This is a genomic window from Kitasatospora sp. NPDC091335, from assembly GCF_044757205.1.
GTDB lineage: Bacteria > Actinomycetota > Actinomycetes > Streptomycetales > Streptomycetaceae > Kitasatospora.
The window spans coordinates 1-23,929 of record NZ_JBIVUM010000016.1 but is presented as its reverse complement, the minus strand read 5'-3'; the positions used below and the strand labels follow the sequence as shown (position 1 = coordinate 23,929).

19 protein-coding genes are annotated in these 23,929 nt (G+C 73.9%); 11 read left to right on the top strand and 8 right to left on the bottom strand.

Annotated features, from left to right (window positions below; genetic code table 11):
* Nucleotides 1-4: 4 nt before the first annotated feature.
* Nucleotides 5-1,465, bottom strand: coding sequence for an MFS transporter (locus tag ACIQOW_RS28750; protein ID WP_401090012.1), 1,461 nt, complete (start codon nucleotides 1,463-1,465; stop codon nucleotides 5-7).
* A 208-nt stretch (nucleotides 1,466-1,673) separates the two neighbouring features.
* On the opposite strand from ACIQOW_RS28750, the gene ACIQOW_RS28745 reads away from it, so the two are divergent.
* Together ACIQOW_RS28745 and ACIQOW_RS28740 are read left to right on the top strand one after the other, a co-directional pair.
* Entirely contained in the window at nucleotides 1,674-2,357 is a 684-nt protein-coding gene (locus ACIQOW_RS28745) for a TetR family transcriptional regulator (protein ID WP_401089751.1), read from the top strand.
* Between the two features lie 35 nt (nucleotides 2,358-2,392).
* The gene (locus ACIQOW_RS28740) at nucleotides 2,393-3,202 is read left to right on the top strand and encodes an enoyl-CoA hydratase/isomerase family protein (protein ID WP_401089749.1); all 810 of its coding nucleotides are present in this window, start codon (nucleotides 2,393-2,395) and stop codon (nucleotides 3,200-3,202) included.
* A gap of 97 nt (nucleotides 3,203-3,299) precedes the next feature.
* On the opposite strand, the gene ACIQOW_RS28735 is transcribed toward ACIQOW_RS28740, so the two are convergent.
* Nucleotides 3,300-4,526 carry an acyl-CoA dehydrogenase family protein gene (locus ACIQOW_RS28735; protein WP_401089747.1) on the bottom strand — a complete coding sequence of 409 codons (1,227 nt, stop codon included), beginning with the start codon at nucleotides 4,524-4,526 and terminating at the stop codon, nucleotides 3,300-3,302.
* 134 nt (nucleotides 4,527-4,660) lie between these two features.
* Here ACIQOW_RS28735 and ACIQOW_RS28730 point away from each other — a divergent pair, with 134 nt between their 5' ends.
* Nucleotides 4,661-5,284, top strand: coding sequence for a TetR family transcriptional regulator (locus ACIQOW_RS28730; protein WP_401089745.1), 624 nt, complete (start codon nucleotides 4,661-4,663; stop codon nucleotides 5,282-5,284).
* Between the two features lie 154 nt (nucleotides 5,285-5,438).
* Nucleotides 5,439-6,914, top strand: a complete 1,476-nt coding sequence (locus ACIQOW_RS28725) for a cellulase family glycosylhydrolase (RefSeq protein ID WP_401089743.1) — start codon at nucleotides 5,439-5,441, stop codon at nucleotides 6,912-6,914.
* Nucleotides 6,915-6,920: 6 nt separating this feature from the next.
* Here ACIQOW_RS28725 and ACIQOW_RS28720 read toward each other — a convergent pair whose 3' ends face one another.
* Complete coding sequence (locus ACIQOW_RS28720; protein ID WP_401089741.1) at nucleotides 6,921-8,945, bottom strand: M3 family metallopeptidase; 2,025 nt, start codon at nucleotides 8,943-8,945, stop codon at nucleotides 6,921-6,923.
* 208 nt (nucleotides 8,946-9,153) lie between these two features.
* Between ACIQOW_RS28720 and ACIQOW_RS28715 the strand changes: the two genes are divergently transcribed.
* Complete coding sequence (locus tag ACIQOW_RS28715; RefSeq protein WP_401089739.1) at nucleotides 9,154-10,866, top strand: bifunctional 3'-5' exonuclease/DNA polymerase; 1,713 nt, start codon at nucleotides 9,154-9,156, stop codon at nucleotides 10,864-10,866.
* Nucleotides 10,867-10,937: 71 nt separating this feature from the next.
* Here the strand turns inward: ACIQOW_RS28715 and dhaM are convergent, their stop codons facing one another.
* Complete coding sequence (gene dhaM / locus ACIQOW_RS28710) at nucleotides 10,938-11,330, bottom strand: dihydroxyacetone kinase phosphoryl donor subunit DhaM (protein WP_401089737.1); 393 nt, start codon at nucleotides 11,328-11,330, stop codon at nucleotides 10,938-10,940.
* Nucleotides 11,331-11,467: 137 nt separating this feature from the next.
* On the opposite strand from dhaM, the gene dhaK reads away from it, so the two are divergent.
* Both dhaK and dhaL read left to right on the top strand, forming a co-directional pair.
* Nucleotides 11,468-12,460, top strand: a complete 993-nt coding sequence (gene dhaK / locus ACIQOW_RS28705; protein WP_401089735.1) for a dihydroxyacetone kinase subunit DhaK — start codon at nucleotides 11,468-11,470, stop codon at nucleotides 12,458-12,460.
* A 15-nt stretch (nucleotides 12,461-12,475) separates the two neighbouring features.
* Nucleotides 12,476-13,126: a dihydroxyacetone kinase subunit DhaL gene (dhaL, locus tag ACIQOW_RS28700; RefSeq protein WP_401089733.1), complete on the top strand. Its 651-nt coding sequence runs from the start codon at nucleotides 12,476-12,478 to the stop codon at nucleotides 13,124-13,126.
* Nucleotides 13,127-13,210: 84 nt separating this feature from the next.
* On the opposite strand, the gene ACIQOW_RS28695 is transcribed toward dhaL, so the two are convergent.
* On the bottom strand, nucleotides 13,211-14,383 hold the full coding sequence (locus ACIQOW_RS28695; RefSeq protein ID WP_401089731.1) for a PP2C family protein-serine/threonine phosphatase: 1,173 nt from the start codon (nucleotides 14,381-14,383) through the stop codon (nucleotides 13,211-13,213).
* A gap of 178 nt (nucleotides 14,384-14,561) precedes the next feature.
* Between ACIQOW_RS28695 and ACIQOW_RS28690 the strand changes: the two genes are divergently transcribed.
* A complete protein-coding gene (locus ACIQOW_RS28690) occupies nucleotides 14,562-14,780 on the top strand; it encodes a heavy-metal-associated domain-containing protein (RefSeq protein ID WP_188295516.1) in 219 nt (72 codons plus the stop codon).
* 68 nt (nucleotides 14,781-14,848) lie between these two features.
* The gene (locus tag ACIQOW_RS28685) at nucleotides 14,849-17,176 is read left to right on the top strand and encodes a heavy metal translocating P-type ATPase (protein WP_401089728.1); all 2,328 of its coding nucleotides are present in this window, start codon (nucleotides 14,849-14,851) and stop codon (nucleotides 17,174-17,176) included.
* Nucleotides 17,177-17,244: 68 nt separating this feature from the next.
* On the opposite strand, the gene ACIQOW_RS28680 is transcribed toward ACIQOW_RS28685, so the two are convergent.
* The 3 genes from ACIQOW_RS28680 to ACIQOW_RS28670 all read right to left on the bottom strand — a co-directional run bounded on the left by ACIQOW_RS28680 (nucleotide 17,245) and on the right by ACIQOW_RS28670 (nucleotide 22,275).
* Nucleotides 17,245-17,964, bottom strand: a complete 720-nt coding sequence (locus ACIQOW_RS28680; RefSeq protein ID WP_188300406.1) for an SDR family NAD(P)-dependent oxidoreductase — start codon at nucleotides 17,962-17,964, stop codon at nucleotides 17,245-17,247.
* Between the two features lie 558 nt (nucleotides 17,965-18,522).
* Nucleotides 18,523-19,812: a citrate synthase gene (locus tag ACIQOW_RS28675; protein WP_401089727.1), complete on the bottom strand. Its 1,290-nt coding sequence runs from the start codon at nucleotides 19,810-19,812 to the stop codon at nucleotides 18,523-18,525.
* 225 nt (nucleotides 19,813-20,037) lie between these two features.
* Nucleotides 20,038-22,275 (bottom strand): ATP-dependent RecD-like DNA helicase, encoded by a 2,238-nt coding sequence (locus ACIQOW_RS28670; RefSeq protein WP_401089725.1) that lies wholly within the window; start codon nucleotides 22,273-22,275, stop codon nucleotides 20,038-20,040.
* Nucleotides 22,276-22,477: 202 nt separating this feature from the next.
* On the opposite strand from ACIQOW_RS28670, the gene ACIQOW_RS28665 reads away from it, so the two are divergent.
* Nucleotides 22,478-23,269, top strand: coding sequence for a VOC family protein (locus ACIQOW_RS28665; RefSeq protein WP_401089723.1), 792 nt, complete (start codon nucleotides 22,478-22,480; stop codon nucleotides 23,267-23,269).
* Between the two features lie 101 nt (nucleotides 23,270-23,370).
* A complete protein-coding gene (locus ACIQOW_RS28660) occupies nucleotides 23,371-23,832 on the top strand; it encodes a GNAT family N-acetyltransferase (RefSeq protein WP_401089721.1) in 462 nt (153 codons plus the stop codon).
* Nucleotides 23,833-23,929: the final 97 nt, after the last annotated feature.

Here is a 23,929-nt window from a genome sequence, read left to right as displayed (position 1 = left end):
CCCGTCAGGCCTCCCGAGCCGCCGGAGCAGTCCCGGCCGGTCCCAGCCGCAGCACGCACACCAGCGCCAGCGCCAGCGCCCCGCCCGCCGACAGGAACACCACGTCCACCGCGTCCGTGAAGCTGCGCACCGCGTGCTCGTGCGCCGCCCCGGTCAGCGCCCGGACCGCGCCGAGCGGCCGCCCCGGCTCGCCCGCCTCGAAGACCCGGGCCAGCACGCTGCCGAACAGCGCCGCGCCGAGCGCGTTGCCGAGGGTCTGGAAGAACCGGATGCCGGCGGTCGCCACCCCCAGCTGGTGCCGGGGCGCGGCCTCCTGCACCACCGTGATCAGCTGGCCGATCAGCTGCCCCAGCCCGCCGCCCAGCAGGGCGAGTTCGGCCATCACCAGCCACAGTCCGGTGTCCGGCCCGCTGAGGCCGAGCAGCACGAGGGCGAGCGTCGCACACCCGGCGCCGAGCGCCAGGAAGGTCCGGCCCGGGTGGCCGCGCCCGATCAGCCGGCCGGCCAGCAGACCGGCCCCGGTCATCCCGGCCGCCATCGGGATCAGGTAGAGGCTGGCCGAGGTCGGGGCGACGCCCCGGGCGATCTGTAGGTAGAGCATCACGTACATGATCGAGCCGATCATGCCCATCCCGACCAGGCCCTGGATCGCGAAGCCCAGCCGCACCGCGCGGATCCGGAACAGCGACAGCGGCAGCACCGGCTCGGCTGCGGTGGCCTGCCGCCACAGGAAGAGGCCGAACGCGCCCAGGGTGGCGGCGGACAGGCCGAGGATCACCGGGGACGTCCAGGCGTACTCCTGGCCGCCCCACTCGGTGACCAGCAGCAGCCCGGTCGCGAAGGCCGCCGCGAGGGCCGCGCCGACGAAGTCCAGGCCCCGGCGGTCGGTCGTCGGGGGCAGCTTGACCACCAGGGCGACGCCGACCAGGACCAGCAGCCCGAGCGGCAGGTTGAGGTAGAAGATCCAGCGCCAGCCGAGGTGGTCGGTGAACAGCGCGCCGACCAGCGGCCCGACCGCCATGCCGAGGCCCGCGACGATCCCGCCCATCGCGCCGCCCCTGCCTCCGCCGCCCTCCTCCGGCTCCTTGAACTGGGCGATGACCACCATGGTGACGCTCATCAGTCCGCCGCCGCCGACGCCCTGCACCGCCCGGAAGGCGATCAGCTGGTCCATCGACTGCGCCGCCCCGCAGAGCGCCGAGCCGAGCAGGAAGGTGCCGACCGCCCCCAGCAGTACGCGCTTGGCGCCGTAGACGTCGCAGAGCCTGCCGTACAGCGGCAGCAGCGCGGTGGCGGCCAGGGCGAACGCGCTGACCAGCCAGGGCAGTCGGTCGACGCCGTGGACGGGGTCGAGGTCCCGGACGATCGGCACGGTGGCCGCCGACACGATGTTCATGTCCAGCACCGCCAGCACGATCGTGACCAGGCAGAGCAGCATGCCCAGCCCGCGCTGGGCCGGCGTCATCAGCGCCGCCGGTCCGGCCGGCTTCGTGCCGGACGGTGGCCGGTCCGCTGTCCTCGGTTCGGCGATCGCCATGGTCAAGTCCCCCCTGGGTCCGTGGAGTTCGGGCCGGACCGGTGGGATCCGGCGGGCCCGGCACCACCATGGCAGGATTTTTATACCTGGTCAATCCTTAAGCTTGGTCAATCATTGTTCCTGATACAGTCCCACCATGGCGACCCACCCTGGATTCGACGCCGGCCACGACCTCGACGCGCTCCCGCTGCGGGAGCGCAAGAAGATCCAGACCGGCCTCCGGCTCTGGCGCACCGCCATCGGGCTGTTCGCCGAACGCGGCTTCGACCAGGTCCCGGTGGCCGAGATCGCGGCCGCCGCCGAGGTGTCCAAGATGACCGTCTTCAACTACTTCCCCAGCAAGGAAGACCTGGTCATGGGCCCGATGGAGCAGCACCTCGACGAGCCGGCCCGGGTGGTGCGCGAGCGCGCCCCCGGCACCTCGGCGGTCGCGGCCCTGCGCACCCACTACCTGGCCGCACTGCGGAGGTTCGACCCCTCCACCGGGCTCAGCGACGACCCGATCGTCCTCGACGTGGTCCGGGTGATCCACCAGACCCCGGCCCTGCTCATGCGCGCCACCGCCGGCTTCGGCCAGCAGACCCAGACCCTGCTGGCCACCGAACTGCTCGCCCAGGATCCGGCCCACGACGAGCTCACCGCCAGGGTCGCCGCCGCCCAACTGCTCGCCGCCCAGCTGACCCTGACCGCCGACAACCAGCGCCGGATGCTGGCCGGCGGGCGCGCCGCGGACGCCCTGCCCGTCGCCCTCGACCAGGCCCACCGCGCCTTCGCCCTGGTCGAACAGGGCCTCGGTGACTACTGCACCCGCACCGCCTGAGAGAGTTGGCGCACCACGACCGACCGGAGGTGCGCATGGACCAGCCGCTGCTCACGCGGGACCGCTCCGCCCTGCCCGCACAGGCCGAGGGCCTCAACGCGTACGTCGGCGACGACGGCGTCGCGGTGCTGGAGTTCGCCCGCCCGCACCGCCGCAACGCGGTGACCCTGGCCATCTGGCAGGCACTGCCCAAGGTGCTGCGGCAGCTGGCCGAGCACGAGGGGGTGCGCGTCCTGCTGCTCACCGGCGCGGACAACACCTTCAGCGCGGGCGCGGACATCGCCGAACTCGCCGAGGCCTACGGCGATCCGGACAGCGCGCAGGCCTACCACGCGGTCAACGTCGCCGCCGAGGAGGCACTGGCGGCCTTCCCCCGCCCGACCCTCGCCGTGGTGCACGGCGCCTGCGTCGGCGGCGGCTGCCAGCTGGCCGTCGCCTGCGACCTGCGGTTCGTCGCCGAGGACGCCCGGATCGGGATCACCCCGGCCAAGCTCGGGGTGGTCTACTGGGAGGTGCCGACCGTACGGCTGGGCCGCCTGGTCGGCCCGGCCAGGGCCAAGTACCTGCTGTTCTCCGGCGAGTTGGTGAGCGGCCGGGAGGCGCTGCCGCTGGGTCTGGCCGAGCGCGTCCTGCCGGACGCCGAACTGGACGCCGCCGCGCTGGACTTCGCCCGGCTGCTGACCCGCCGTTCGACCCACACCATCGGCGGGGCCAAGGCCGTCCTGAACGCCCCGCCCGAGCACGCGGCCGAGGCCCTGGCACCCTGGCTGCTCCGCTCCCGGGAGGGCTCGGACGTCCGCGAGGGCCTGGCCGCCTTCATGGAGGGCCGCCCCGCCCGGTTCTGAGCCGGGCCCGGCTCCGGGCGGCACGGCGGGGGCCCGGGCTCGGCGGACCGGCCCGAACCGGCGCCCGCCCGACCGCCCGACCGCCCGACCGCCCCGGCTAGCGGATCGGCATCCCCGAGATCGCCCGGGCGATCACCAGCCGCTGGATCTCGCTGGTCCCCTCGAAGATCGAGTAGATCGCGCTGTCCCGGTGCATCCGCTCCACCGGGTACTCCCGGGTGAAGCCGTTGCCGCCGAGGATCTGCATCGCCTGCGCCGTCACGTACTTCGCGGTCTCGCCCGCGTAGAGCTTGGACATCGAGCCCTCGGCCGCGGTGAACGGCCGGTTGCCGACCGCCATCCAGGAGGCCCGCCACACCAGCAGCCTGGCCGCGTCGATCCTGGTCCTCATGTCGGCGAGCTGGAAGGCCACGCCCTGGTTGTCGATGATCGGCCGGCCGAACTGCTCGCGGGTCTTCGCGTAGTCCAGCGCCACCTCGTACGCGGCCCTGGCGATGCCGATCGCCTGCGCGCCGACGGCCGGACGCGAGGCCTCGAAGGTGGCCATCGCCGCGTTGCCCCTGCCGCCCTGCCGGCTGACCCCCTCGCGGGCCCGGGCCAGCCGCTCGTCCAGCTTCTCCTTGCCGCCGAGCAGGCAGCCGCCGGGCACCCGGACGCCGTCCAGCACCACCTCGGCGGTGTGCGAGGCGCGGATGCCGTGCTTCTTGAACTTCTGGCCCTGGCTCAGCCCCGGGGTGCCCGGCGGGACGACGAAGGAGGCCTGGCCCTTCGCGCCGAGCTCCGGGTCGACGGTGGCGACCACCACGTGGACGGCGGCGATCCCGCCGTTGGTGGCCCAGGTCTTGGCGCCGTCGAGCACCCACTCGTCCCTCGCCTCGTCGTACACCGCCCGGGTGCGCAGCGCGGAGACGTCGGAGCCGGCGTCCGGCTCGGAGGAGCAGAAGGCGGCGACCCTGACGTCCTCCGGGGTGCCGAACATCTGCGGGGTCCAGGTGCCGATCTGCTCGTCGGTGCCGTTGGCCAGCACCGCGACGGCGGCCAGGGTGGTGCCGACGATGGACAGCCCGATGCCCGCGTCGCCCCAGAACAGCTCCTCCATCGCGATCGGGATGCCGACACCGGAGGGGTCGAAGTACTGCTGGGCGTAGAAGTCCAGCGAGTAGATGCCCAGTTTGGCGGCCTCCTGGATGACCGGCCAGGGGGTCTCCTCGCGCTCGTCCCACTCGGCCGCGGCCGGTCGCATCACGTCGGCGGCGAAGCCGTGCAGCCAGTCGCGTACGGCCAGCTGGTCCGCGCCCGGGTCCATCGAGAACGTGCTGCTCATGGTGCTTGCCTCCGAAGACGTGTGCGGCCGACCGTGGTGTTACCGCCGGTAACATCGTCGGAGTCTGCTACTGATTGGTAACCGGTGTCAACGCCCTGGCAGACCCCGCAGAACCCGATCCCGAGGAGCACCGCATGTCCCGAGAGCCCCGCCGCGAGCAGCTGCTCAACGCCGCCGACCGGGTCATCCAGCGGGAGGGTCCAGGCGCGAGCATGAACGCCATCGCCGCCGAGGCCGGCATCACCAAGCCGATCCTCTACCGCCACTTCGGCGACCGGAACGGCCTGATCAGAGCCCTGACCGAACGTCACACCGGCGGTCTGCTGGCCGCCGTCAGGGCCGCCCTCGCCGAGCCGCTGGAGCGCCGCGACCGGGTCGAGCACGTGCTGGACACCTATCTCGCCGGGATCGAGGCCCGCCCCCAGGTCTACCGGCTGCTCACCCACCCCGAGCCGGGCGACCCGAGCGGCGCCGGCAACGCGCTCGCCCCCGCGCTCAGGCAGATCGCCGAGGAGATCACCCGGGCCGTGCAGAGCCAGGTCGACCTCGGCGCCGACCGCGACCTGCTCGCCGAGGCCTGGGGCCGGGGCATCACCGGCATGGTGCTGGCCGCCGGGGACTGGTGGCTGGAGGCCAGGCCCTGCTCGCGCACCCGGATGGTGCAGGCGCTGGCCGACCTGCTCTGGGGCCGGCTGGCCGCCGCCGCCGAACTGCCGACCGCCGTCCTGCCGCCCGCGCCCGAACCGTCCGCCGACTGAACCGGCCGCCAGGCCGAACCGGCCCCCGACCGAACCGGCCACCAGGCCGACCCGCGCCGACCCGCGCCGACCCGCGCCGACCGAACTCTTGTGCCGTGCGCGGCAGTCCGGGCATCATCGGGCCCACCCCACCCCCCGCCGTGCGAGGTCCCCGATGCGCCTGCGCCGCACCGCCGTCGCCCTGCTGCTCGCCGCCACCGCCGTCTTCACCGCCGTCCCCGCCTCCGCCGAGGCCTCGGCCCAGGCCTCCGCCCACGGCGGGCCGGCGGACCGCTTCCCCACCGGCACGGTCACCGCCGCCGAAGGCCGCACCGCGCTCACCGACGCCCAGGGCCGCCGCCTCGGCCTGCGCGGCTTCAACCTCGACAAGTACGCCGAGGCCACCCCCGCCGACCTCGACTCCGTCGCCGCCCAGGGCTTCACCCTGGTCCGGCTGCCGGTCTCCTGGACCAGGCTGGAGCCCGGGCGCGGCCGCCTCGACCCCGCCGAACTGCGCCGGATCCAGCGGCTCCTCGACCGGGCCGACCGCCTGGGCCTGCTGGTCCTGATCGACTTCCACCAGGACGTCTACGGGCCGAAGTTCCTCGGCGGCAGCAACGGCATCCCCGCCTGGGCCACCCGGGACGACGGGCTGCCCTTCACCCCGGACCCGGACGACTGGTTCGCCGGCTACTTCCAGCCCGCCGTTCAGGCCGCCTTCCGCCACCTCTACGACGACCCCGACCTGCGCGCCTGGCAGGCCGACTTCTACACCCGGCTGGCCCGCGAACTGCGCGGCCACCGCTCACTGCTGGGCTACGACCTGTTCAACGAGCCGTTCGGACCGGTGGACGGCGACCCGGGCGACCCGGCCGTGCTGGCCGCCGCCTCCGCCGCCCTGGAGGAGGGCAGGCTCGCCGGCATGTACCGCCGGCTGATCGACGCCGTGCGCCGCTCCGACTCCCGCGCCTGGCTGTTCGTGGAGCCGACCGTCCTGGTCGGCCAGGGCGTGCCCACCCACCTGCCCGGCTTCACCGACCCGCGCCCCGGCGCCGCCAGGCTCGGCTACGCGCCGCACTTCTACGACACGGCGGTCGAGAACGGCGCCGACTGGGACCCGGCCGGCGGCTTCGTGGAGCGGTACACCGCCGCGGTCACCGGCTACCCCGCCGCCCACCGGCTGCCCGTCCTGGTCGGCGAGTGGGGCCCGCCGGACTCCCGCAGGCCCGGCAACACCGAGCTGGTCCGCCGTCAGGTCGCCGCGATGGACGGCTTCGCCGAGGGCTGGACGATGTGGTACTGGTGCCGGGGCGACGGCGGCTACTGCGCGCTCGACCCGGCCGGACACCCCGCGCCCGGCGACGGGCCCGTCTTCGGCCCGTACCCGGTGGCCGTCGCGGGAACGGACGTCCGCACCGAGGTCCGCGCCGACGGCGCCACCGTGCGCTGGCGCTCCGACGGCACCGGACGCGCCGGCGAACTCCTGCTCCCCCCGGCCGCGTTCCCGCACGGCGCCGACGTCGCCGTCTCCCCCGCCGGCGCCCGGGCCGAGGTCGAGCAGCCGGCGGACGGGCGCGCGGGAACCGTACGCGTCCGGCTCCCGCGCACCCGCCCGGGCACGGCCGTGACGGTCACCCTCACGACGCGGTGACGCCGCCTACGCCAGCCCCCGGCGGACCAGCAGCGGCCCGGTCTCCGGAGCCCGGCCGACCACCGCGCGGAAGGACTCCAGCGGGTCCCGGCTGAACCCGCGCGCCAGCAGCTCGCGCCGGAACAGCTCGCCGCTCTCCCGCACCGGCCGCCCGTTGCCCTCGAACCACTGCACGGTGTCGGCGTCCAGCACCTCCGACCAGATGTACGCGTAGTACGCGGCGCTGTAGCCGCTGGCGAAGACGTGCTGGAAGTACGCCGTCCGGTAGCGCGGCGGGATCGCGTCCACCGCGATCCCGGCCGCCGCGAGCGCCCGCGCCTCGAACGCCTCGGCGTCCGTGCCCAGCTCGTCCGCCGGCACGGTGTGCCAGGCCCAGTCCAGCAGCGTGGCCGCCAGGTACTCCACCGTCCGGAAGCCCTGCCCGAAGCCCTCGGCCGCCGTCATCCGCTCGACCAGCTCGGCCGGCAGCGGCTCCCCGGTCTCGTGGTGGCGGGCGTAGTTCGCCAGCACCTCGGGCCTGACCATCCACATCTCGTTGACCTGCGAGGGGAACTCGACGAAGTCCCGGGGCACCGAGGTGCCCGAGAACAGCGGGTAGCGGACGTCCGAGAACAGCCCGTGCAGCGCGTGCCCGAACTCGTGGAACAGCGTGCGCACCTCGTCCCAGTCCATCAGCGCCGGCTCGCCGGGCGCCGGGTGCGGGATGTTGAGGTTGTTCAGTACCACCGACCGCTGCCCGGTCAGCCCGGACTGGGCCACCAGCGCGTCCATCCAGGCGCCGCCGCGCTTGGACGCCCTGGCGTGGAAGTCGCCGATGAACAGGCCCAGCGCGTTGCCGTCCTCCTCGGACACCTCGAAGACCCGGGCGTCCGGGTGGTGGGCCGTCAGGTCCGGCCGCTCGGTGAAGCTCAGCCCGTACGCCAGGTTCGCGGCGAAGAACACGCCGTCCCGCAGCACCCGCTCCAGTTCGAAGTACGGGCGCAGCCCCGCCGCGTCCACCTGGTAGGAGCTCTGCCGCACCTTCTCCGAGTAGTACGCCCAGTCGTGCGCGGCGATCTCGTCGATCCCGTCCGCGGCCGCCGCCGCGGCCAGCTCCCCGGCCTCCCTGCGGGCCATCGCCACCGCCGGGCCGACCAGCCTGGACAGCAGGGCGGAGACCGCCTCGACGGTGCCGGCCGTCTCGTCCGCCACCACGTACGCGGCGTGGCTCGGGTACCCGAGCAGCGCGGCCCGCTCGGCGCGCAGCGCGGCGGTGCGGATCGCCAGCGGGCCGTTCGCCTCGACGCCCCGGCCGAGCGAGGCGGCCAGCAGCCGCTCACGCACCGAGCGGTCGGTGAGCTGCGCCAGCTCGGACTGGCCTGAGGTGTTCCGCAGGCTCAGCACGTACCTGCCCGGGCGGCCGAGCACCCGGGCGTTCTCCGCCGCCCCGGCGATCGCGCCCTCGGACAGCCCGGCCAGCTCCTCGGCGGAGTCCAGGACCAGCGCGGCGGCCCGGGTGGCGGCGTTCACGTTCTGCTGGAAGGTGGTGCCGAGCGCGGCGAGTTCGGCGTTCAGCTCGCGCAGCCTGGCCTGCTCGGCCGCGCCCAGCCGGGCGCCGGAGCGCACGAACGCGGTGTACCAGCGCTCCAGCAGCCGCAGCGACTCCGGGTCCAGGCCGAGCCCGGCGCGGTCCCCGTGCAGCGCCTCGATCCGGGCGAACAGCGCGCGGTCCAGGTGGATCGCGTCGTGGTGGGCGGCGAGCAGCGGGCTCACCTTCGCCTCCACCTCGTCCAGCACGTCGGTGGTGTCCGAGGACGACTGGTTGCGGAACACCGCGTCGACCCGGCGCAGCAGCTCCCCGGAGCGCTCCAGGGCCACCAGGGTGTTCTCGAAGGTCGGCAGGCTCCGGTCCGCGGTGATCGCCGCGATCTCGGCCAGCTGGTCGGCCATCCCCCGCTCGTACGCGGGCAGGTAGTGCTCCTCGCGGATCTCGGCGAACGGCGGGAGCTCGTAGACCAGCGAGCTGGCCTGGAAGAACGGGTTCTCGGTCATTTCGCGAACCATACGCCGTGTCCCCGGCCCTGCCCACGGGCTTTACCCACCGTTGCCGGAGCCTCCCGGCACCCCGTTGTCGTACCCACCGGCTAACGTCGACGCCGCGGACCCGTCGGTCACGGGGCCGCGGCCGGCCCGCCCGCGGGCCCGCACCCCCGTCCCCGTCCCCGCACGCCCGACCGCGCGCCGGAGAGGAGCAGCCCCCGTGGCACCCAGGACCGCCCTCGCGCCCGATCCGCACGGCCCCGGCGGCCGGCTCCAGCCGCTGGACGACGCGGGCGGCCCGCTCGGCCCGCCGGAGGCCGTCCGGGACCTCGCCGCCGCCGTCGGCGCCAGGGAGGCCGCCGACCGCCCCCGCTGGGTCTGGGCCGCCGCCGACTCCGGGTACGCCCCGCTGCTGCCGCGCCTGCCCGAGCGGCTCGCCCGCTGCCACGACCTGCGGCTGGTCGAGGCGCTGCTGCTGGGCCACGAGGGCCGGTTCGGCGCACCGCGCTCGCTCGGCGCCGCCTGGTGCAGGCTGCGCGGGCTTCCCGTCCCCGAGGACCTGCCCGAGCCCGGGCTCGCCGACGCGGACGACGGGCAGGACACCCTCTTCGCCCCCGACCGGCTGCAACTGCCGCCCGGCGCCGACCCGCTGGCCGCCGTGGTGGCCGTGCACGCCGAGCAGCAGCGCCGGATCGCCGCCATCGCCGACCCCGCGGCCCGGCAGCGGTTCCGGCTGCTGGCCGCCGCCGAGTCGGCCGGCGCCCTGGTGGCCGCCGAGATCGCCCACGACGGCCTGCCCTGGCGCGCCGACGTCCACGACGGGCTGCTGACCGAGCTGCTCGGCCCCCGCCCTGCCGTCGCCGGGACCCAGCCCAGGGTCCTCGCCGAACTCGCCGTCGAACTCCACCGGGCCCTCGGCGCCAAGCCGTTCAACCCCGACTCGCACACCCAGGTGCTGCGGGCCTTCGCCGAGGCGGGCATCCAGCTCGGCTCCACCCGCTCCTGGGAGCTCAAGGGCATCGACCACCCGGCGGCGCGGCTGCTGGTCCGCTACAAGGAGCTGTCCAGGATCCACGTCGCGCACGGCTGGGCCTGGCAGGACGCCTGGGCGCGCGGCGGCCGGTTCCGGCCCGAGTACGTGGTCGGCGGCGTGGTCTCCGGCCGCTGGGCCAGCCGCGGCGGCGGCGCCCTCCAGATCCCGCGCATCCTGCGCCGGGCCGTGGTCGCCGACCCCGGCTGGCTGCTGGTGGTCGCCGACGCCGCCCAGCTGGAGCCCCGGGTGCTCGCCGCGCTCTCCCAGGACGCCGGACTGGCCCGCACCGCCGCCGGCGGCGACCTGTACGAGGCGCTCGCCGCCAGCGCCTTCCAGGGGGACAGGGACAAGGCCAAGCTGGGCCTGCTCGGCGCCATGTACGGGCAGACCAGCGGCGACATCGGCCCGCTGCTGAACACCCTGCGCCGCAACTACCCGGCCGCGATGGGCTACGTCGAGGCCGCCGCCCGCACCGGCGAGGACGGCGGCGTGGTCGCCTCCAGGCTCGGCCGGGTCTGCCCGCCGGCCTCCGACGACTTCCTCGACCTCACCGAGGCCGACACCGCGGGCGAGGCCGGCGGCCGCACCGCCCGCGCCCGCGGCCGGTTCACCCGCAACTTCGTCATCCAGGCCAGCGCCGCCGACTGGGCCCTGGCCCTGCTCGCGGCACTGCGCCGGCGGCTGAACGAACTTCCGGCGGCCGGCCCGGCGGACCGCCCGCACCTGGTGTTCTTCCAGCACGACGAGGTGATGGTGCACACGCCGGCCAACCTCGCCGACGAGGTGGCCGCCACCGTCGCCGGGGCGGCCGACGAGGCCAGCCGGCTGGTGTTCGGCGACACCCCGGTGCGCTTCCCGCTCAGCACCGCGGTGGTGGACTGCTACGCGGACGCCAAATAGCCGCAGCCGCCAGGTAACCGCAGCCGCCGAGCAGCCGCGGACGCCACGCAGCCACGGCTGCCGGGCGGCGGCTACAGCTTCCGGAAGGAGCGGGCGTCCTCGGCCGCCGCGACCACCTCGGCCAGCGCCGCCCCGGTCGAGGCGGTGACGGCGGCGGCCACCGCGCCCTCCACGAACGGCGCGTCCACCAGCCGCACGCCCGGGCGCGGCTCGTCCTCCAGCACCGTGACGGCGGTCAGCACCGAGCTGCCGAGGTCCGGCAGCACGACCACGCCCGCCCCGGCGTCGGCCTGCCCGACCGCCGCGGCGATCAGGTCGTAGCTGGTGCCGAGCCCGCCGTCCTCGGTGCCGCCCGCGACGACCACCCGTACGCCGTCCGAGGCGAGTTCGCCGAGCAGCTCGCGCAGCCCCTCGGCGAGCCGGGCGCTGTGCGAGACCAGAACAATGCCCACGTTGTCACTCATGCGGCCGACCCTAAGGCCGGAACCGGGTACTCCGGGAGGGTGATCGGAATCCCGCGTGTCGCACCCCGTGCCCGGCACCCCCGTCTGGCGTAGCGTCGGGGCAGCAGCGTCCGCCGCGGTAGAGGGAGCGAAGAACGTTGAAGAAGCTGATCAACACCCCGGAGAGCGTCCTGGAGGACGCGCTGGCCGGCATCGCCGCCGCCCACCCGGAGCTGGCGGTGGACGTCCCCAACCGGGTGATCACCAGGGCCGTCCGCCCGGCCGGGCCCAAGGTCGCGGTGATCTCCGGCGGCGGCTCCGGCCACGAGCCGCTGCACGGCGGCTTCGTCGGCCCCGGCATGCTCGACGCCGCCTGCCCGGGCGAGGTGTTCACCTCCCCCGTCCCCGACCAGATGCTGGCCGCCGCCAAGGCCGTGGAGACCGGCGCCGGCGTGGTGTTCGTGGTGAAGAACTACACCGGCGACGTGATGAACTTCGAGCTCGCCGCCGAACTCGCCGCCGAGGAGGGCCTGGAGGTCCGCACCGTCCTGGTCAACGACGACGTCGCGGTCGAGGACTCCACCTGGACGGCCGGGCGCCGGGGCACCGGCGCGACCGTCCTGGTCGAGAAGACCGCCGGCGCGCTGGCCGAGCGCGGCGCCCCGCTGGACGAGGTGGCCGCCCTGGGCGAGCGGGTCAACGCCGCCTCCCGCAGCTTCGCCGTCGCGCTCACCGCGGCCACCGTCCCGGCCGCCGGCAAGCCCGGCTTCGACCTGCCCGAGGACGAGATCGAGGTCGGCGTCGGCATCCACGGCGAGCCCGGGCGCCGCCGCGAGAAGCTCCGCCCGGCCCGCGAACTGGCCGCCGAGGTGGTCGAGACCATCCTGACCGACCACCACCTGACCCCGGGCGACGAGGTGATCGCCCTGCTCAACGGCCTCGGCGCGACCCCGCTGCTGGAGCTGTACGTGGTCTACGGCGAGGTCGCCGCCAAGCTCGCCGAACACGGCATCACGGTGGCCCGCAGCCTGGTCGGCAACTACGTCACCAGCCTCGACATGGCGGGTTTCTCGCTCACCCTCACCAAGGCCGACACCCAGCTGCTGGAACTCTGGGACGCGCCCGTCGACACCCCCGCCCTCAAGCGCTGAGCCGAAGGAGACCCGATGGACCCCGACATCCGGCAGTTCGACGAGTTCGACGCCCCGGCGGCCGAGGCGTGGATCCGCACGATCGCCGCGGCCGTCGAGAAGGAGCAGTCCCGGCTCACCGAGCTGGACTCCGCGATCGGCGACGGCGACCACGGCAGCAACCTCCAGCGCGGCTTCACCGCCGCGCTGGCCGCCCTGGACGGCCTCCGGCCGGCCGGCCCCGGCGCCGTCCTCACCAAGACCGGCACCACCCTCATCTCCAAGGTCGGCGGCGCCTCGGGGCCGCTCTACGGCAAGGCCTTCCGGGCCATCGGCGCCGCCCTGCCGGAACCGGCGGACCCGGCCACGCTCGCCGAGGCCCTGTCGGCCGGGCTGGACGCCGTCCGCCTCCTCGGCAAGGCCGAAACCGGCGACAAGACGATCGTGGACGCCTGGACCCCGGCCGTCGCCGCCTTCCGTGCCGCGGCGGCGGCCGGGGCGGGCCTCCCGGGAGCCGCCGCGGCGGCCGCCGACGCCGCCGAACAGGGCGCCCGTGACACCGTCCCCCTCCAGGCCCGCAAGGGCCGCGCCTCCTACCTCGGCGAACGCAGCGTCGGCCACCAGGACCCGGGCGCCACCTCCACCGCCCTCGTCTTCCGCGCCCTCGCGGACGTCACCGCGGGCTGAGCCCTCCCCCTCCTCACGCGGTTCGCCGGGCCCCGCCGCAGCCCGGCGAACCGTTCGGGGCGCGCCCGCCCGGAAGCGTCTCCCTCACCCGTCCGTCCGCGCGATCAGCAACAGCAGCGCGTCGTCCCGTAGCTCCCCACCCGTGTGCGCCAGCAGGTCCGCGTACACCCGCCCCACGGCAGCCTCCAGCTCCCCCGCCGAGCGCGAGGCTCCCCGCACCAGCGGTCCGACCCGCTCCGCCAGCGGATAGAACTCCCCACTCACCCGGTGCCGCGCCTCGATCACCCCGTCCGTGCAGAGCACCAGCACGTCCTCCGCCCCGAACGGCAGCCCCCAGGTGCTCGGCTCCCCCGCCGCCAGCCGGCCGAGCCCGAGCGGCACCCACGGGTCCGGCGCGTGCAGCACGTATGCCCGCCCCTCGCCGTCCACCCGGATCGGCGGCACGTGCCCGTACTGGAGCAGCTCCATCGCCCCCGGGGTGCGGAACTCCGCGAACAGCGCCGTGGTGAACTCCCCGTCCGGCACGTGCCGTTCGACACTGGCCTCGATCCGCGCGGCGACGCCCCGCAGCCCGGCCTCGTCGTACGCCGCCTCGCGGAACGCGCCCAGCACCACGGCCGCGGTCTGCACCGCCGCCAGCCCCTTGCCCCGGACGTCCCCGACCGCGACCCGGGTGCCGTGCGGCGTCTCCAGCACCGAGTACAGGTCCCCGCCGATCCGCGAGGCGTCCGCCGCCGACACGTACCGCACCGCGAGCCGCAGCGGCCCGACCGCGGGCCCGGGCAGCCGCAGCAGCGCCCGCTGGGCGGCCTCGGCGACGGAGCTGACGGCCGCGAAGGCCGCCGCGCGCCGCATCCGGACCTTGGCGACCCAGGCCGAGAACAGCGTCAGCACGACGTAGCTGATCATCGCCCCGTACAGGAAGCGGGCGTCGTTGATGTTGTCGACCTGGTCGTGGTGGCTGAGCCCGAACACCGCGAGCAGCCCGAGCGAGCAGACCAGGAGCAGTTCGCGGGGCTTCAGGGTGAGCGCCGCGACCGTCGGCACCACGGTCATCAGCGGGGCCAGGTAGCGGTCCTGGCCGGACAGGAAGTCCGCCAGCGAGACCAGCAGGACGGCGACCAGCGCGGGCGTGGCCCGCCGCCAGAACGGGACGTCCTGGAGGTCGGCGGCGAGCAGGGCGCCGCGCTGCCGGTCCGGCGGCAGTCCGGCTGCCTTGGGAGCCGAGGGTGACTGGGCGCGGTGGGGCGGAAACACATACCGAACATAAGGGACGATCACGGACGAGGCCCGACCGGCCCCGGGTCCCTACGATGTGAAGCACCCCCCACCACTCCCGGGAATACCCCCGATGGGTATGGTGTCGAACAGAGGGACAGCGCCGACACCGCACCCCGGGCGACCGCCCGGACGCCCAGACCTCCCGGAGGCCCCGATGTCCAGCACCATCACCTACACCGTGTCCGGCATGAGCTGCGGCCACTGCGAGAAGGCGATCAGCGAGGAGGTCTCCGCCCTGGCCGGGGTCACCGAGGTCGCCGCCGACTCCGGCGCCGGTACCGTGACGATCTCCTCCGCCGCCCCGTTGGACGACGAGCAGGTGCGCGCCGCGATCGACGAGGCCGGCTACGAGCTGGTCGGCCGCAGCGCCTGAACCACCCGGTGCGGCGGGGGCCGCCGGAGCGTCCCCCGCCGTCCACCCGCAGCAAGGAGCTGATCCGCATGAGCACGTCCGCCCCGGACGTCGGAGCCCGGGACCGGGTCGAGCTGTCGATCGGCGGGATGACCTGCGCCTCCTGCGCGGCCCGGATCGAGAAGAAGCTCAACCGGATGGACGGCGTCGAGGCGACCGTCAACTTCGCCACCGAGAAGGCCAGGGTCGACTTCGGCCACGGGACCACGGTGGAGGACCTGATCGCCACGGTCGAGCGCACCGGCTACACCGCCGAGCTCCCCCCGCCGCCGGCCGCCCCCGAACCGGCCTCCGCCACGGCCCCGCCCGAATCCGGCCCGGGGCACCCCCACCGCGACCGGCTGCTGATCAGCACCGTCCTCGCCGTCCCCGTGGTCCTGCTGTCGATGGTCCCCGCCCTCCAGTTCACCGACTGGCAGTGGCTGGCCTTCGCGCTCACCGGCCCGGTCGTGGTCTACGGCGGCCTGCCCTTCCACCGCGCGGCCTGGACCAACCTCCGGCACGGCGCCGCCACCATGGACACCCTGGTCTCGCTCGGCACCCTGGCCGCCTTCGGCTGGTCCTGCTGGGCGCTCTTCGGGGGCCGCGCCGGCCTGCCGGGAACGCACCACGACTTCTCGCTGTCCGTCGGCGACACCGACCCCTCCTCGACGCTCTACCTGGAGACCGCCGCCGCCGTCACCGTGCTGATCCTGCTCGGCCGCTACCTGGAGGCCCGCTCCAAGCGCCGGGCCGGCGCCGCGCTGCACGCCCTGCTCGACCTCGGCGCCAAGGACGTCGCGGTCCTCCAGTACGAGGGGGGTGAGCGCGAAGCGCCCTCGGACAAGGGTGGCGGTGGGCGACCGGCCTGGCGGGAGGTACGGCTGCCGGTGGACCGGCTGACGGTCGGCACCCGCTTCGTGGTCCGCCCCGGCGAGACGATCGCCACCGACGGCGTGGTGGTCGAGGGCGGCTCCGCCGTGGACGCCTCGATGCTCACCGGCGAGTCCGTCCCGGTCGAGGTCACCGTCGGCGACGCCGTCACCGGCGCCACCGTCAACGCGGGCGGGCGCCTGGTGGTCGAGGCCACCAGGGTCGGCGCGGACACCCGGCTGGCCCGGATGGCCCGGCTGGTCGAGGAGGCCCAGAACGGCAAGGCCGCCGCCCAGCGGCTGGCCGACCGGATCTCCGCCGTCTTCGTCCCGGTCGTCATCCTGATCGCCCTGGCCACCCTGGTGGTCTGGCTGCTGGCCACCGACAGCCCCACCGAGGCCTTCACCGCCTCCGTCGCCGTGCTGATCATCGCCTGCCCGTGCGCCCTCGGCCTGGCCACCTCGACCGCGCTGATGGTCGGCACCGGCCGCGGCGCCCAGCTCGGCATCCTGATCAAGGGCCCCGAGGTGCTGGAGACGACCCGCACGGTGGACACCGTCGTGCTGGACAAGACCGGCACCGTCACCACCGGCCGGATGGCCCTGCTCGCGGTGCACACCACCGAGGGCGTGGACGAGGCCGAGGCGCTGCGCCTGGCCGGTGCCGTCGAACACGCCTCCGAGCACCCGATCGCCCGGGCGATCGCCGAGGCCGCCACCGAGGCCGCCGCCGGGGCGGGCGGGCTGCCCGCCGTCGAGGACTTCCGCAACGTCCCCGGGCGGGGCGTGCAGGGGGTCGTGGCGGGCCGCACGGTGGTCGCCGGGCGCGAGGCCCTGCTCGCCGACCGCGCGCAGCACCTGCCGCCCTCCCTGGCCCGCGCCAAGGCCACCGCCGAGGCGGCCGGCCGCACCACCGTCGCGGTCGGCTGGGACGGCGAGGCGCGGGCGCTGCTGGAGGTCGCCGACGCGGTCAGGCCGACCAGCGCCGAGGCCGTCGGCCGGCTGCGCGCCCTGGGCCTGACCCCGGTGCTGCTCACCGGCGACAACCGGGCGGTGGCCGAGGCGGTCGCCGCCGAGGTCGGCATCGCCGCACCGGACGTGATCGCCGAGGTGCTCCCCGAGGAGAAGGTCGCCACCGTCAGGCGGCTCCAGGCCGAGGGCAGGGTGGTGGCGATGGTCGGCGACGGCGTCAACGACGCGGCCGCCCTGGCCCAGGCCGACCTGGGTCTGGCGATGGGCACCGGCACCGACGCCGCGATCGAGGCCGGCGACCTCACCCTGGTCCGCGGCGACCTGTTGGCCGCGGCGGACGCCATCCGGCTCTCCCGCCGCACCCTCGGCACCATCAGGGGCAACCTCTTCTGGGCCTTCGGTTACAACGTGGCGGCGATCCCGCTGGCCGCGGCCGGCCTGCTCAACCCGATGATCGCCGGGGCCGCGATGGCCTTCTCCTCGGTCTTCGTGGTGACCAACAGCCTGCGGCTGCGCCGCTTCCGGCCCGCCTGAGCCGGCGCGCACGACGGCCCCGGACCGGGGCCGGTCCGGGGCCGTCCGTACGTACCGGCTCGGGTGTCTCAACGCCCCAGCAGCTCGCCGCCGTTGCAGTGCAGGATCTCGCCGGTGACGAACCCGGCCTCGGGCGAGGCCAGGAAGTACACCGCCGCCGCCACCTCGCCGGCCTCGCCGATCCGCCCGAGCAGCGTGCGGGCGGCCCGGCGGGCGACCTCGGCCTCGTCCAGCCTGGGCCCGAAGAACTCGGTGCCCGCGACCGTGCCCGGCGCGACGATGTTGGCGGTGATGCCCGAGGTGCCCAACTGGGCGGCCAGGAAGTGGTTCCAGGCGTGCAGCGAGGCCTTCGCCGCGCCGTACGAGCCGGCCCCGCGCAGGGCGGCGATGGAGCTGACGGTGACCACCCGGCCGGAGCCCGGGGTGAGCCGGTCGCGGACCGACTCGGTGAGCAGCACCACGGTCAGCACGTTCCGCTCGAAGTCGCCGCGCCAGCGCGCCAGCAGGGCGTGCGGCCCGCCGCCGACCACGGTCTCCCGGCTGCCGGCGTTGTTGACCAGGACGTCGATCCGCTCGGGCAGTCCGGCGAGCGCGGCCTCGACGGCGTCCGGGTCGGCGAGGTCGCACACCAGCGGGGTGACGCTCGGCCCGAGGTCGGCCGCGGCCTTCTCCAGGACCTCCCGGCGGCGGCCCACGATCACCACGTGGTCACCGGCCTCGACGAACCGCCGCGCGACTTCGTACCCGATTCCCGTGCCACCACCGGTGACGACGACGTTCCTGGCCATCAGCCCACTCCCTCCCCAGTTCCGCCGTCGCGAGGCGAATGTGCGCGACGGTCCGTACCGGAATGCCACGATTCCTATCACGCTCGGTTGCCGTGACTGCGGGGAGGGTGACGTCCCGCGCGTGTGAACGTGTGATATGGGCCTGGTACGACGCGCACACGGAGCGTGGCGAGAGGCAGCTCACACCCCCCGGGCGTAACTTCTCACACCCCGATACGTCTTAGGTTGGTAGTGCGGCAGTTTTCCGGTGGGCGGGGACACGCTGAACGGCAACGTGTCCCCGCCCTTCCACCGACTGTCGCCGACGGGGCTCCGGCGGGCCCCGGGAACGGTCGTCGAGTTCGACGGCCTTCGCGCACGACGCCGGGGTTCCGGCGGGCCAGGGACGCTTTGAGCGGCCGTCCCGGGCTGCGGCCGACCCCGGAGTCGTGCGCCGTACGGTTCCGTTCCCGCGCGGCCCCCTCGGGGGCCGCGCACCGGGACGCGAAGGGGCCCGGCCGCTCAGGCGGCCGGGCCCCTCTCAGCTTCCGCGCGGGCCGGTGGACGGCTCCGCTACGGTCAGCGGGCGTCCAGCGGGACGTAGTCGCGGATCGCGGTGCCGGTGTAGATCTGGCGCGGACGGCCGATCCGGCTGGTCGGGTCGTTGATCATCTCGTGCCAGTGGGCGATCCAGCCGGGCAGCCGGCCGAGGGCGAACAGCACGGTGAACATGCTGGTCGGGAAGCCCATGGCGCGGTAGATCAGGCCGGTGTAGAAGTCCACGTTCGGATACAGCTTGCGCGAGATGAAGAAGTCGTCCTTGAGGGCGTGCTCCTCCAGCTTGAGCGCGATGTCCAGCAGCTCGTCGCTCTTGCCGAGCTGGCCGAGGACCTCGTGCGCGAGGATCTTGACCTGGGCGGCGCGCGGGTCGAAGGCCTTGTAGACCCGGTGGCCGAAGCCCATCAGCTTGACGCCGGCCTCCTTGTTCTTCACCTTCGTGATGAACGAGTCGACGTCGCCGCCGTCCTTGCGGATACCCTCCAGCATCTCCAGCACGGCCTGGTTGGCGCCACCGTGCAGCGGGCCCCACAGGGCCGAGATGCCGGCCGAGATCGACGCGAACAGGTTGGCGTGGCTGGAGCCGACCAGGCGCACCGTGGAGGTCGAGCAGTTCTGCTCGTGGTCCGCGTGCAGGATGAGCAGCTTGTCGAGCGCGTTGACGACGACCGGGTTGAGCTCGTAGTCCTCGGCGGGGACGGCGAAGGTCATCCGCAGGAAGTTCTCGACGTAGCTCAGGTCGTTGCGCGGGTAGACGAAGGGCTGGCCCATCGCCTTCTTGTACGCGTACGCGGCGATCGTCGGCAGCTTGGCGAGCAGGCGGACGGTCGACAGGTGGCGCTGGGCCGCGTCGAACGGGTTGTGGCTCTCCGGGTAGAACGTGGACAGCGCGCCGACCACCGAGGACAGCATGGCCATCGGGTGGGCGTCCCGCGGGAAGCCCTGGAAGAAGCGCTTGACGTCCTCGTGCAGCAGGGTGTGCTGGGTGATCTCGCGGTTGAACTCCGCCAGCTGGTCGGCGTTGGGCAGCTCACCGTTGATCAGGAGGTACGCGGTCTCGATGAAGCCGCCATCGGAGGCGAGCTGCTCGATCGGGTAGCCGCGGTACCGCAGGATGCCGTTGTCACCGTCCACGAAGGTGATCGCGGACTTGTACGCGGCGGTGTTACCGAAGCCGTTGTCCAGGGTGACCAGGCCGGTCTGCGGGAGCAGCTTCGAGATGTCGAAGCCGGCGTTGCCCGCAGTGCTCTCGACGACGGGGTACTCGTACTCGCCGTCCTGGTACCGCAGTACTACCGAGTTGTCGCTCACGTCTTCCTCACCGACGAAATGAATCCTCTTCCAAGGTGCCCTGACTGTCTCTACCATCCCCCATCCGGAGGACAGTCGCGCACCCGGGGTGGCCCGAAAGGGCCCGCCCCTACAAAACCTGCCGCCGCAGCCGGTACGAACCGGACAAGATCGGCACCACCCTAGGCTCTGCCGTAAATCTCTTCACGTCAAGAGAACATTAGAGGCAACCATCCCGTTGGATAATCATCCAGTTGCCAGCCGATGATCGAGCGCGGTGTGCCTCCGACCTGCGCTGACGGCCCGGACGGCCTGCCCGATCGCCTTGCGTGACCCCACCAGCACCACCAGTTTCCTGGCCCTGGTCACGGCGGTGTAGAGCAGGTTCCGCTGGAGCATCGTCCAAGCGGACATGGTGACCGGAATCACCACCACCGGGTACTCGCTGCCCTGCGAGCGGTGGATCGTCACCGCGTACGCGTGGGCCAGCTCGTCCAGTTCGTCGAAGTCGTACTCCACCTCCTCGTCCTCGTCGGTGAGCACGGTCAGCCGCTGGTCGTCCACGGCGAGGGCGGTCACCACTCCCACTGTGCCGTTGAAGACGCCGTTGCGCCCCTTGTCGTAGTTGTTGCGGATCTGCGTGACCTTGTCCCCGACCCGGAACGTCCGCCCGCCGAAACGGCGTTCGGCCAGCCCCTCCCTGGCCGGCGTCACGGCCGCCTGGAGCAGGGTGTTCAGGTTCCCCGCGCCCGCCGGGCCGCGGTGCATCGGCGCCAGCACCTGCACGTCCCGGCGCGGGTCGAAGCCGAACTTCTGCGGGATCCGGCGCGCCACCACGTCCACCGTCAGCCCGGCCGCCCGCTCCGCGTCGTCCTCGGCGAACAGGAAGAAGTCCGCCAGGCCGTCCGTCAGCGGCGGCCGGCCCTCGTTGATCCGGTGCGCGTTGGTCACCACGCCCGACTGCTGCGCCTGCCGGAAGATCCTGGTCAGCCGCACCGACGGGACCGGCCCGCCCTCGGCCAGCAGGTCCCGCAGCACCTCCCCCGCACCCACCGAGGGAAGCTGGTCCACGTCCCCCACGAACAGCAGGTGAGCACCCATCGGCACGGCCTTGACCAGCTTGTTCGCCAGGATCAGGTCCAGCATCGAGGCCTCGTCGACCACCACCAGGTCCGCGTCCAGCGGCCGGTCCCGGTCGTACGCGGCGTCCCCGCCCGGCTTCAGCTCCAGCAGCCGGTGCACCGTCGAGGCCTCCACCCCGGTCAGCTCCGCCAGCCGCTTCGCCGCCCGGCCGGTCGGCGCCGCCAGCACCACCTTCGCCCGCTTCGCCAGCGCCAGCGCCACGATCGACTTCACCGTGAACGACTTGCCGCAGCCCGGGCCGCCCGTCAGCACCGCGACCTTCTCGGTCAGCGCCAGCCGCACCGACTGCTCCTGCTCCGGCGCCAGCTCGGCCCCCGTCCGCCCGGCCAGCCACTCCAGCGCCACCGGCCAGTCCACGTTCCCGAACCACGGCATCCGGTCCTCGTCCGCACGCAGCAGCCGCGCCAACTGGTTGGCCAGCGAGATCTCCGCCCGGTGGAACGGCACCAGGTACACCGCCGTGACCGGCTGGCCGCCCTCCCCGGGCACCGCCTCGCGCACCACCCCCTCGGCCGCCACCAGCTCCGCCAGGCAGTCGATCACCAGCCCGACGTCCACCTGGAGCAGCTTCACGCCGTCCGCGATCAGCCGTTCCTCCGGCAGGAAGCAGTGCCCCTGGTCGGTGCTCTGCGACAGCGCGTACTGGAGGCCGGCCTTCACCCGCTCCGGGCTGTCGTGCGGGATGCCCACCGCCTGGGCGATCCGGTCCGCCGTCAGGAAGCCGATGCCCCACACGTCCGACGCCAGCCGGTAGGGCTCGTTCCGCACCACGCCGATCGAGGCGTCGCCGTACTGCTTGTAGATTCGCACAGCCAGCGAGGTGGACACCCCGACCCCCTGCAGGAAGACCATCACCTCCTTGATGGCCTTCTGCTCCTCCCAGGCCGCCGCGATCTTCTTCGTCCGCTTCGGCCCCAGCCCCGGCACCTCGATCAGCCGGCCGGGCTCGTTCTCGATCACCTCCAGGGTGTCCGCCCCGAAGCGCTCCACGATCCGCTCGGCGAACCGCGGCCCGATCCCCTTGATCAGCCCCGACCCCAGGTAGCGCTGGATCCCCTGGACCGTCGCGGGCAGCACCGTCGTGTAGTTCTCCACCGTGAACTGCCGCCCGTACTGCGGGTGCGAGCCCCACCGGCCGTGCAGCCGCAGCGACTCGCCGACCTGCGCCCCCAGCAGCGCGCCCACCACCGTCAGCAGGTCGTTCGCGCCCCGGCCGGTGTCCACCCGGGCGACCGTGTAGCCGGTCTCCTCGTTGGCGTACGTGATCCGCTCCAGCACGCCCTCGACCTGTGCGAGCTGGAGCGGCACCTGCTGCCCGGACTGCGCCGCCTGCTTGCTCACCGGACCCCCTTCGACCGGTACGGGTGGAACATTCCGCTACGCACCGTACCGCCCCGCGCCGACAGACCCGCAGGCCCGCCTCCTTCCCCGCCCCCGGCCCCTGCCGTGCACCGCCCCGGCCGAGGTGCCAGGCTGGGAGAGACCGAGGGGGACCCGCCGTCGACCGCGCCCGCCCGGGCCCCGTCCGAGGAGCAGTGCCGCCATGCTCAACACCGACTTCCGCCCCGGTTCCCCGGTCTGGCTCGACCTGAGCAGCCCCGACACCCGGGCGTCCGTCGACTTCTACACCGCGCTGTTCGGCTGGACCTTCGACTCGGCCGGTCCCGAGGCCGGCGGGTACGGCTTCTTCAAGCTCGACGGCCGGACCGTCGCCGCCCTCGGCCCGCTCATCGAGGAGGACCCCCCTCCCGGCTGGGCGCTCTACTTCGCCACCGACGACGCCGACCGCACCACCGCACTGGTCGAACAGTCCGGCGGACGCGTCCGGTTCGCCCCCTTCGACGTCTTCACCGCGGGCCGGATGGCCGGCTACACCGACCCGACCGGCGCCGACTTCGCGGTCTGGCAGCCGCACGCCAACCGCGGCCTGGACCTCGTCACCGAGGAGGGCAGCCTCTGCTGGACCGAGTGCTACAGCGTCGACGCCGAACGCGCCAAGTCCTTCTACCGCGCCGTCTTCGACTGGCAGGAGCAGGACGTCCCGCTCGGCGAGGCGATGTACACCGTCCTCACCCCGTCCGGCGGCGGCACCGACGACGCCCACGGCGGCATCATGCAGCTCGGCCCCGAGCACACCGCGCGCGGCACCACCTCGCACTGGCTCCCCTACTTCGAGGTCCCCAACGTCGACGCCGGCCTCGCCATCGCCGGCACCCTCGGCGCGACCGTGCGGATCCCGCCCATGGACGTGCACGGCGTCGGCCGCCTGGCCCAGCTGGCCGACCCGCACGGGGCCGTCCTCGCCGTCATCACCAGTGCCAAGGCCGGGGAGTGACGCCGGGTGGGGTCTCACGGCCCTTCAGAAGGGCCGTGAAGGGGTGCTACGGGCGCAGACAGGGCTTGGCACGGCAGACAGCACACTCCTAGTCTCCGATCATGACCGAAACGGCTGTTCTGACGATCCGACGAGCCACCGCCGACGACCTGCCGGCGATCGTGGCCATGCTCGCCGACGACCCGCTGGGCGCCACCCGCGAGAGCCCCGACGACCTCACCCCCTACCGCGCCGCGTTCGCCCGCATCGACGGCGACCCGCACCAGCACCTGGTCGTCGCCGACCGGGCCGGCCGCACCGTCGGCACTCTGCAACTCACCGTCGTCCCAGGCCTCTCCCGGGCCGGTGCCACCCGCACGATCATCGAGGGCGTCCGCGTCCACGCCGACGAACGCGGCAGCGGACTGGGCACCGAGCTGATCCGGTGGGCCGTCGACCGCTCCCGCGACATCGGCGCCGTCCTCGTCCAGCTGACCTCCGACGCGACGCGAGCAGACGCGCACCGCTTCTACGAGCGCCTCGGGTTCGTCGCCTCGCACGTCGGGTTCAAGCTCCAGCTCTGACCGCCCGAAAACGCCCCGGAAACGCGAAGAACCCCCATCCGGGATTCCCGGATGGGGGTTCTTCAGAAGAATTGTTCGGCGGCGTCCTACTCTCCCA

Excerpts from the sequence above, each read along its gene's own strand:
- dhaM (WP_401089737.1), bottom strand. The coding sequence starts at position 11,330 with ATGAGTGACAACGTGGGCATTGTTCTGGTCTCGCACAGCGCCCGGCTC.
- ACIQOW_RS28730 (WP_401089745.1), top strand. The coding sequence starts at position 4,661 with ATGTCCCGAGAGCCCCGCCGCGAGCAGCTGCTCAACGCCGCCGACCGG.
- ACIQOW_RS28680 (WP_188300406.1), bottom strand. The coding sequence starts at position 17,964 with ATGGCCAGGAACGTCGTCGTCACCGGTGGTGGCACGGGAATCGGGTAC.
- ACIQOW_RS28685 (WP_401089728.1), top strand. The coding sequence starts at position 14,849 with ATGAGCACGTCCGCCCCGGACGTCGGAGCCCGGGACCGGGTCGAGCTG.
- dhaL (WP_401089733.1), top strand. The coding sequence starts at position 12,476 with ATGGACCCCGACATCCGGCAGTTCGACGAGTTCGACGCCCCGGCGGCC.
- ACIQOW_RS28745 (WP_401089751.1), top strand. The coding sequence starts at position 1,674 with ATGGCGACCCACCCTGGATTCGACGCCGGCCACGACCTCGACGCGCTC.
- ACIQOW_RS28720 (WP_401089741.1), bottom strand. The coding sequence starts at position 8,945 with ATGACCGAGAACCCGTTCTTCCAGGCCAGCTCGCTGGTCTACGAGCTC.
- ACIQOW_RS28725 (WP_401089743.1), top strand. The coding sequence starts at position 5,439 with ATGCGCCTGCGCCGCACCGCCGTCGCCCTGCTGCTCGCCGCCACCGCC.
- ACIQOW_RS28735 (WP_401089747.1), bottom strand. The coding sequence starts at position 4,526 with ATGAGCAGCACGTTCTCGATGGACCCGGGCGCGGACCAGCTGGCCGTA.
- ACIQOW_RS28740 (WP_401089749.1), top strand. The coding sequence starts at position 2,393 with ATGGACCAGCCGCTGCTCACGCGGGACCGCTCCGCCCTGCCCGCACAG.
- ACIQOW_RS28750 (WP_401090012.1), bottom strand. The coding sequence starts at position 1,465 with ATGACGCCGGCCCAGCGCGGGCTGGGCATGCTGCTCTGCCTGGTCACG.
- ACIQOW_RS28665 (WP_401089723.1), top strand. The coding sequence starts at position 22,478 with ATGCTCAACACCGACTTCCGCCCCGGTTCCCCGGTCTGGCTCGACCTG.
- ACIQOW_RS28660 (WP_401089721.1), top strand. The coding sequence starts at position 23,371 with ATGACCGAAACGGCTGTTCTGACGATCCGACGAGCCACCGCCGACGAC.
- ACIQOW_RS28690 (WP_188295516.1), top strand. The coding sequence starts at position 14,562 with ATGTCCAGCACCATCACCTACACCGTGTCCGGCATGAGCTGCGGCCAC.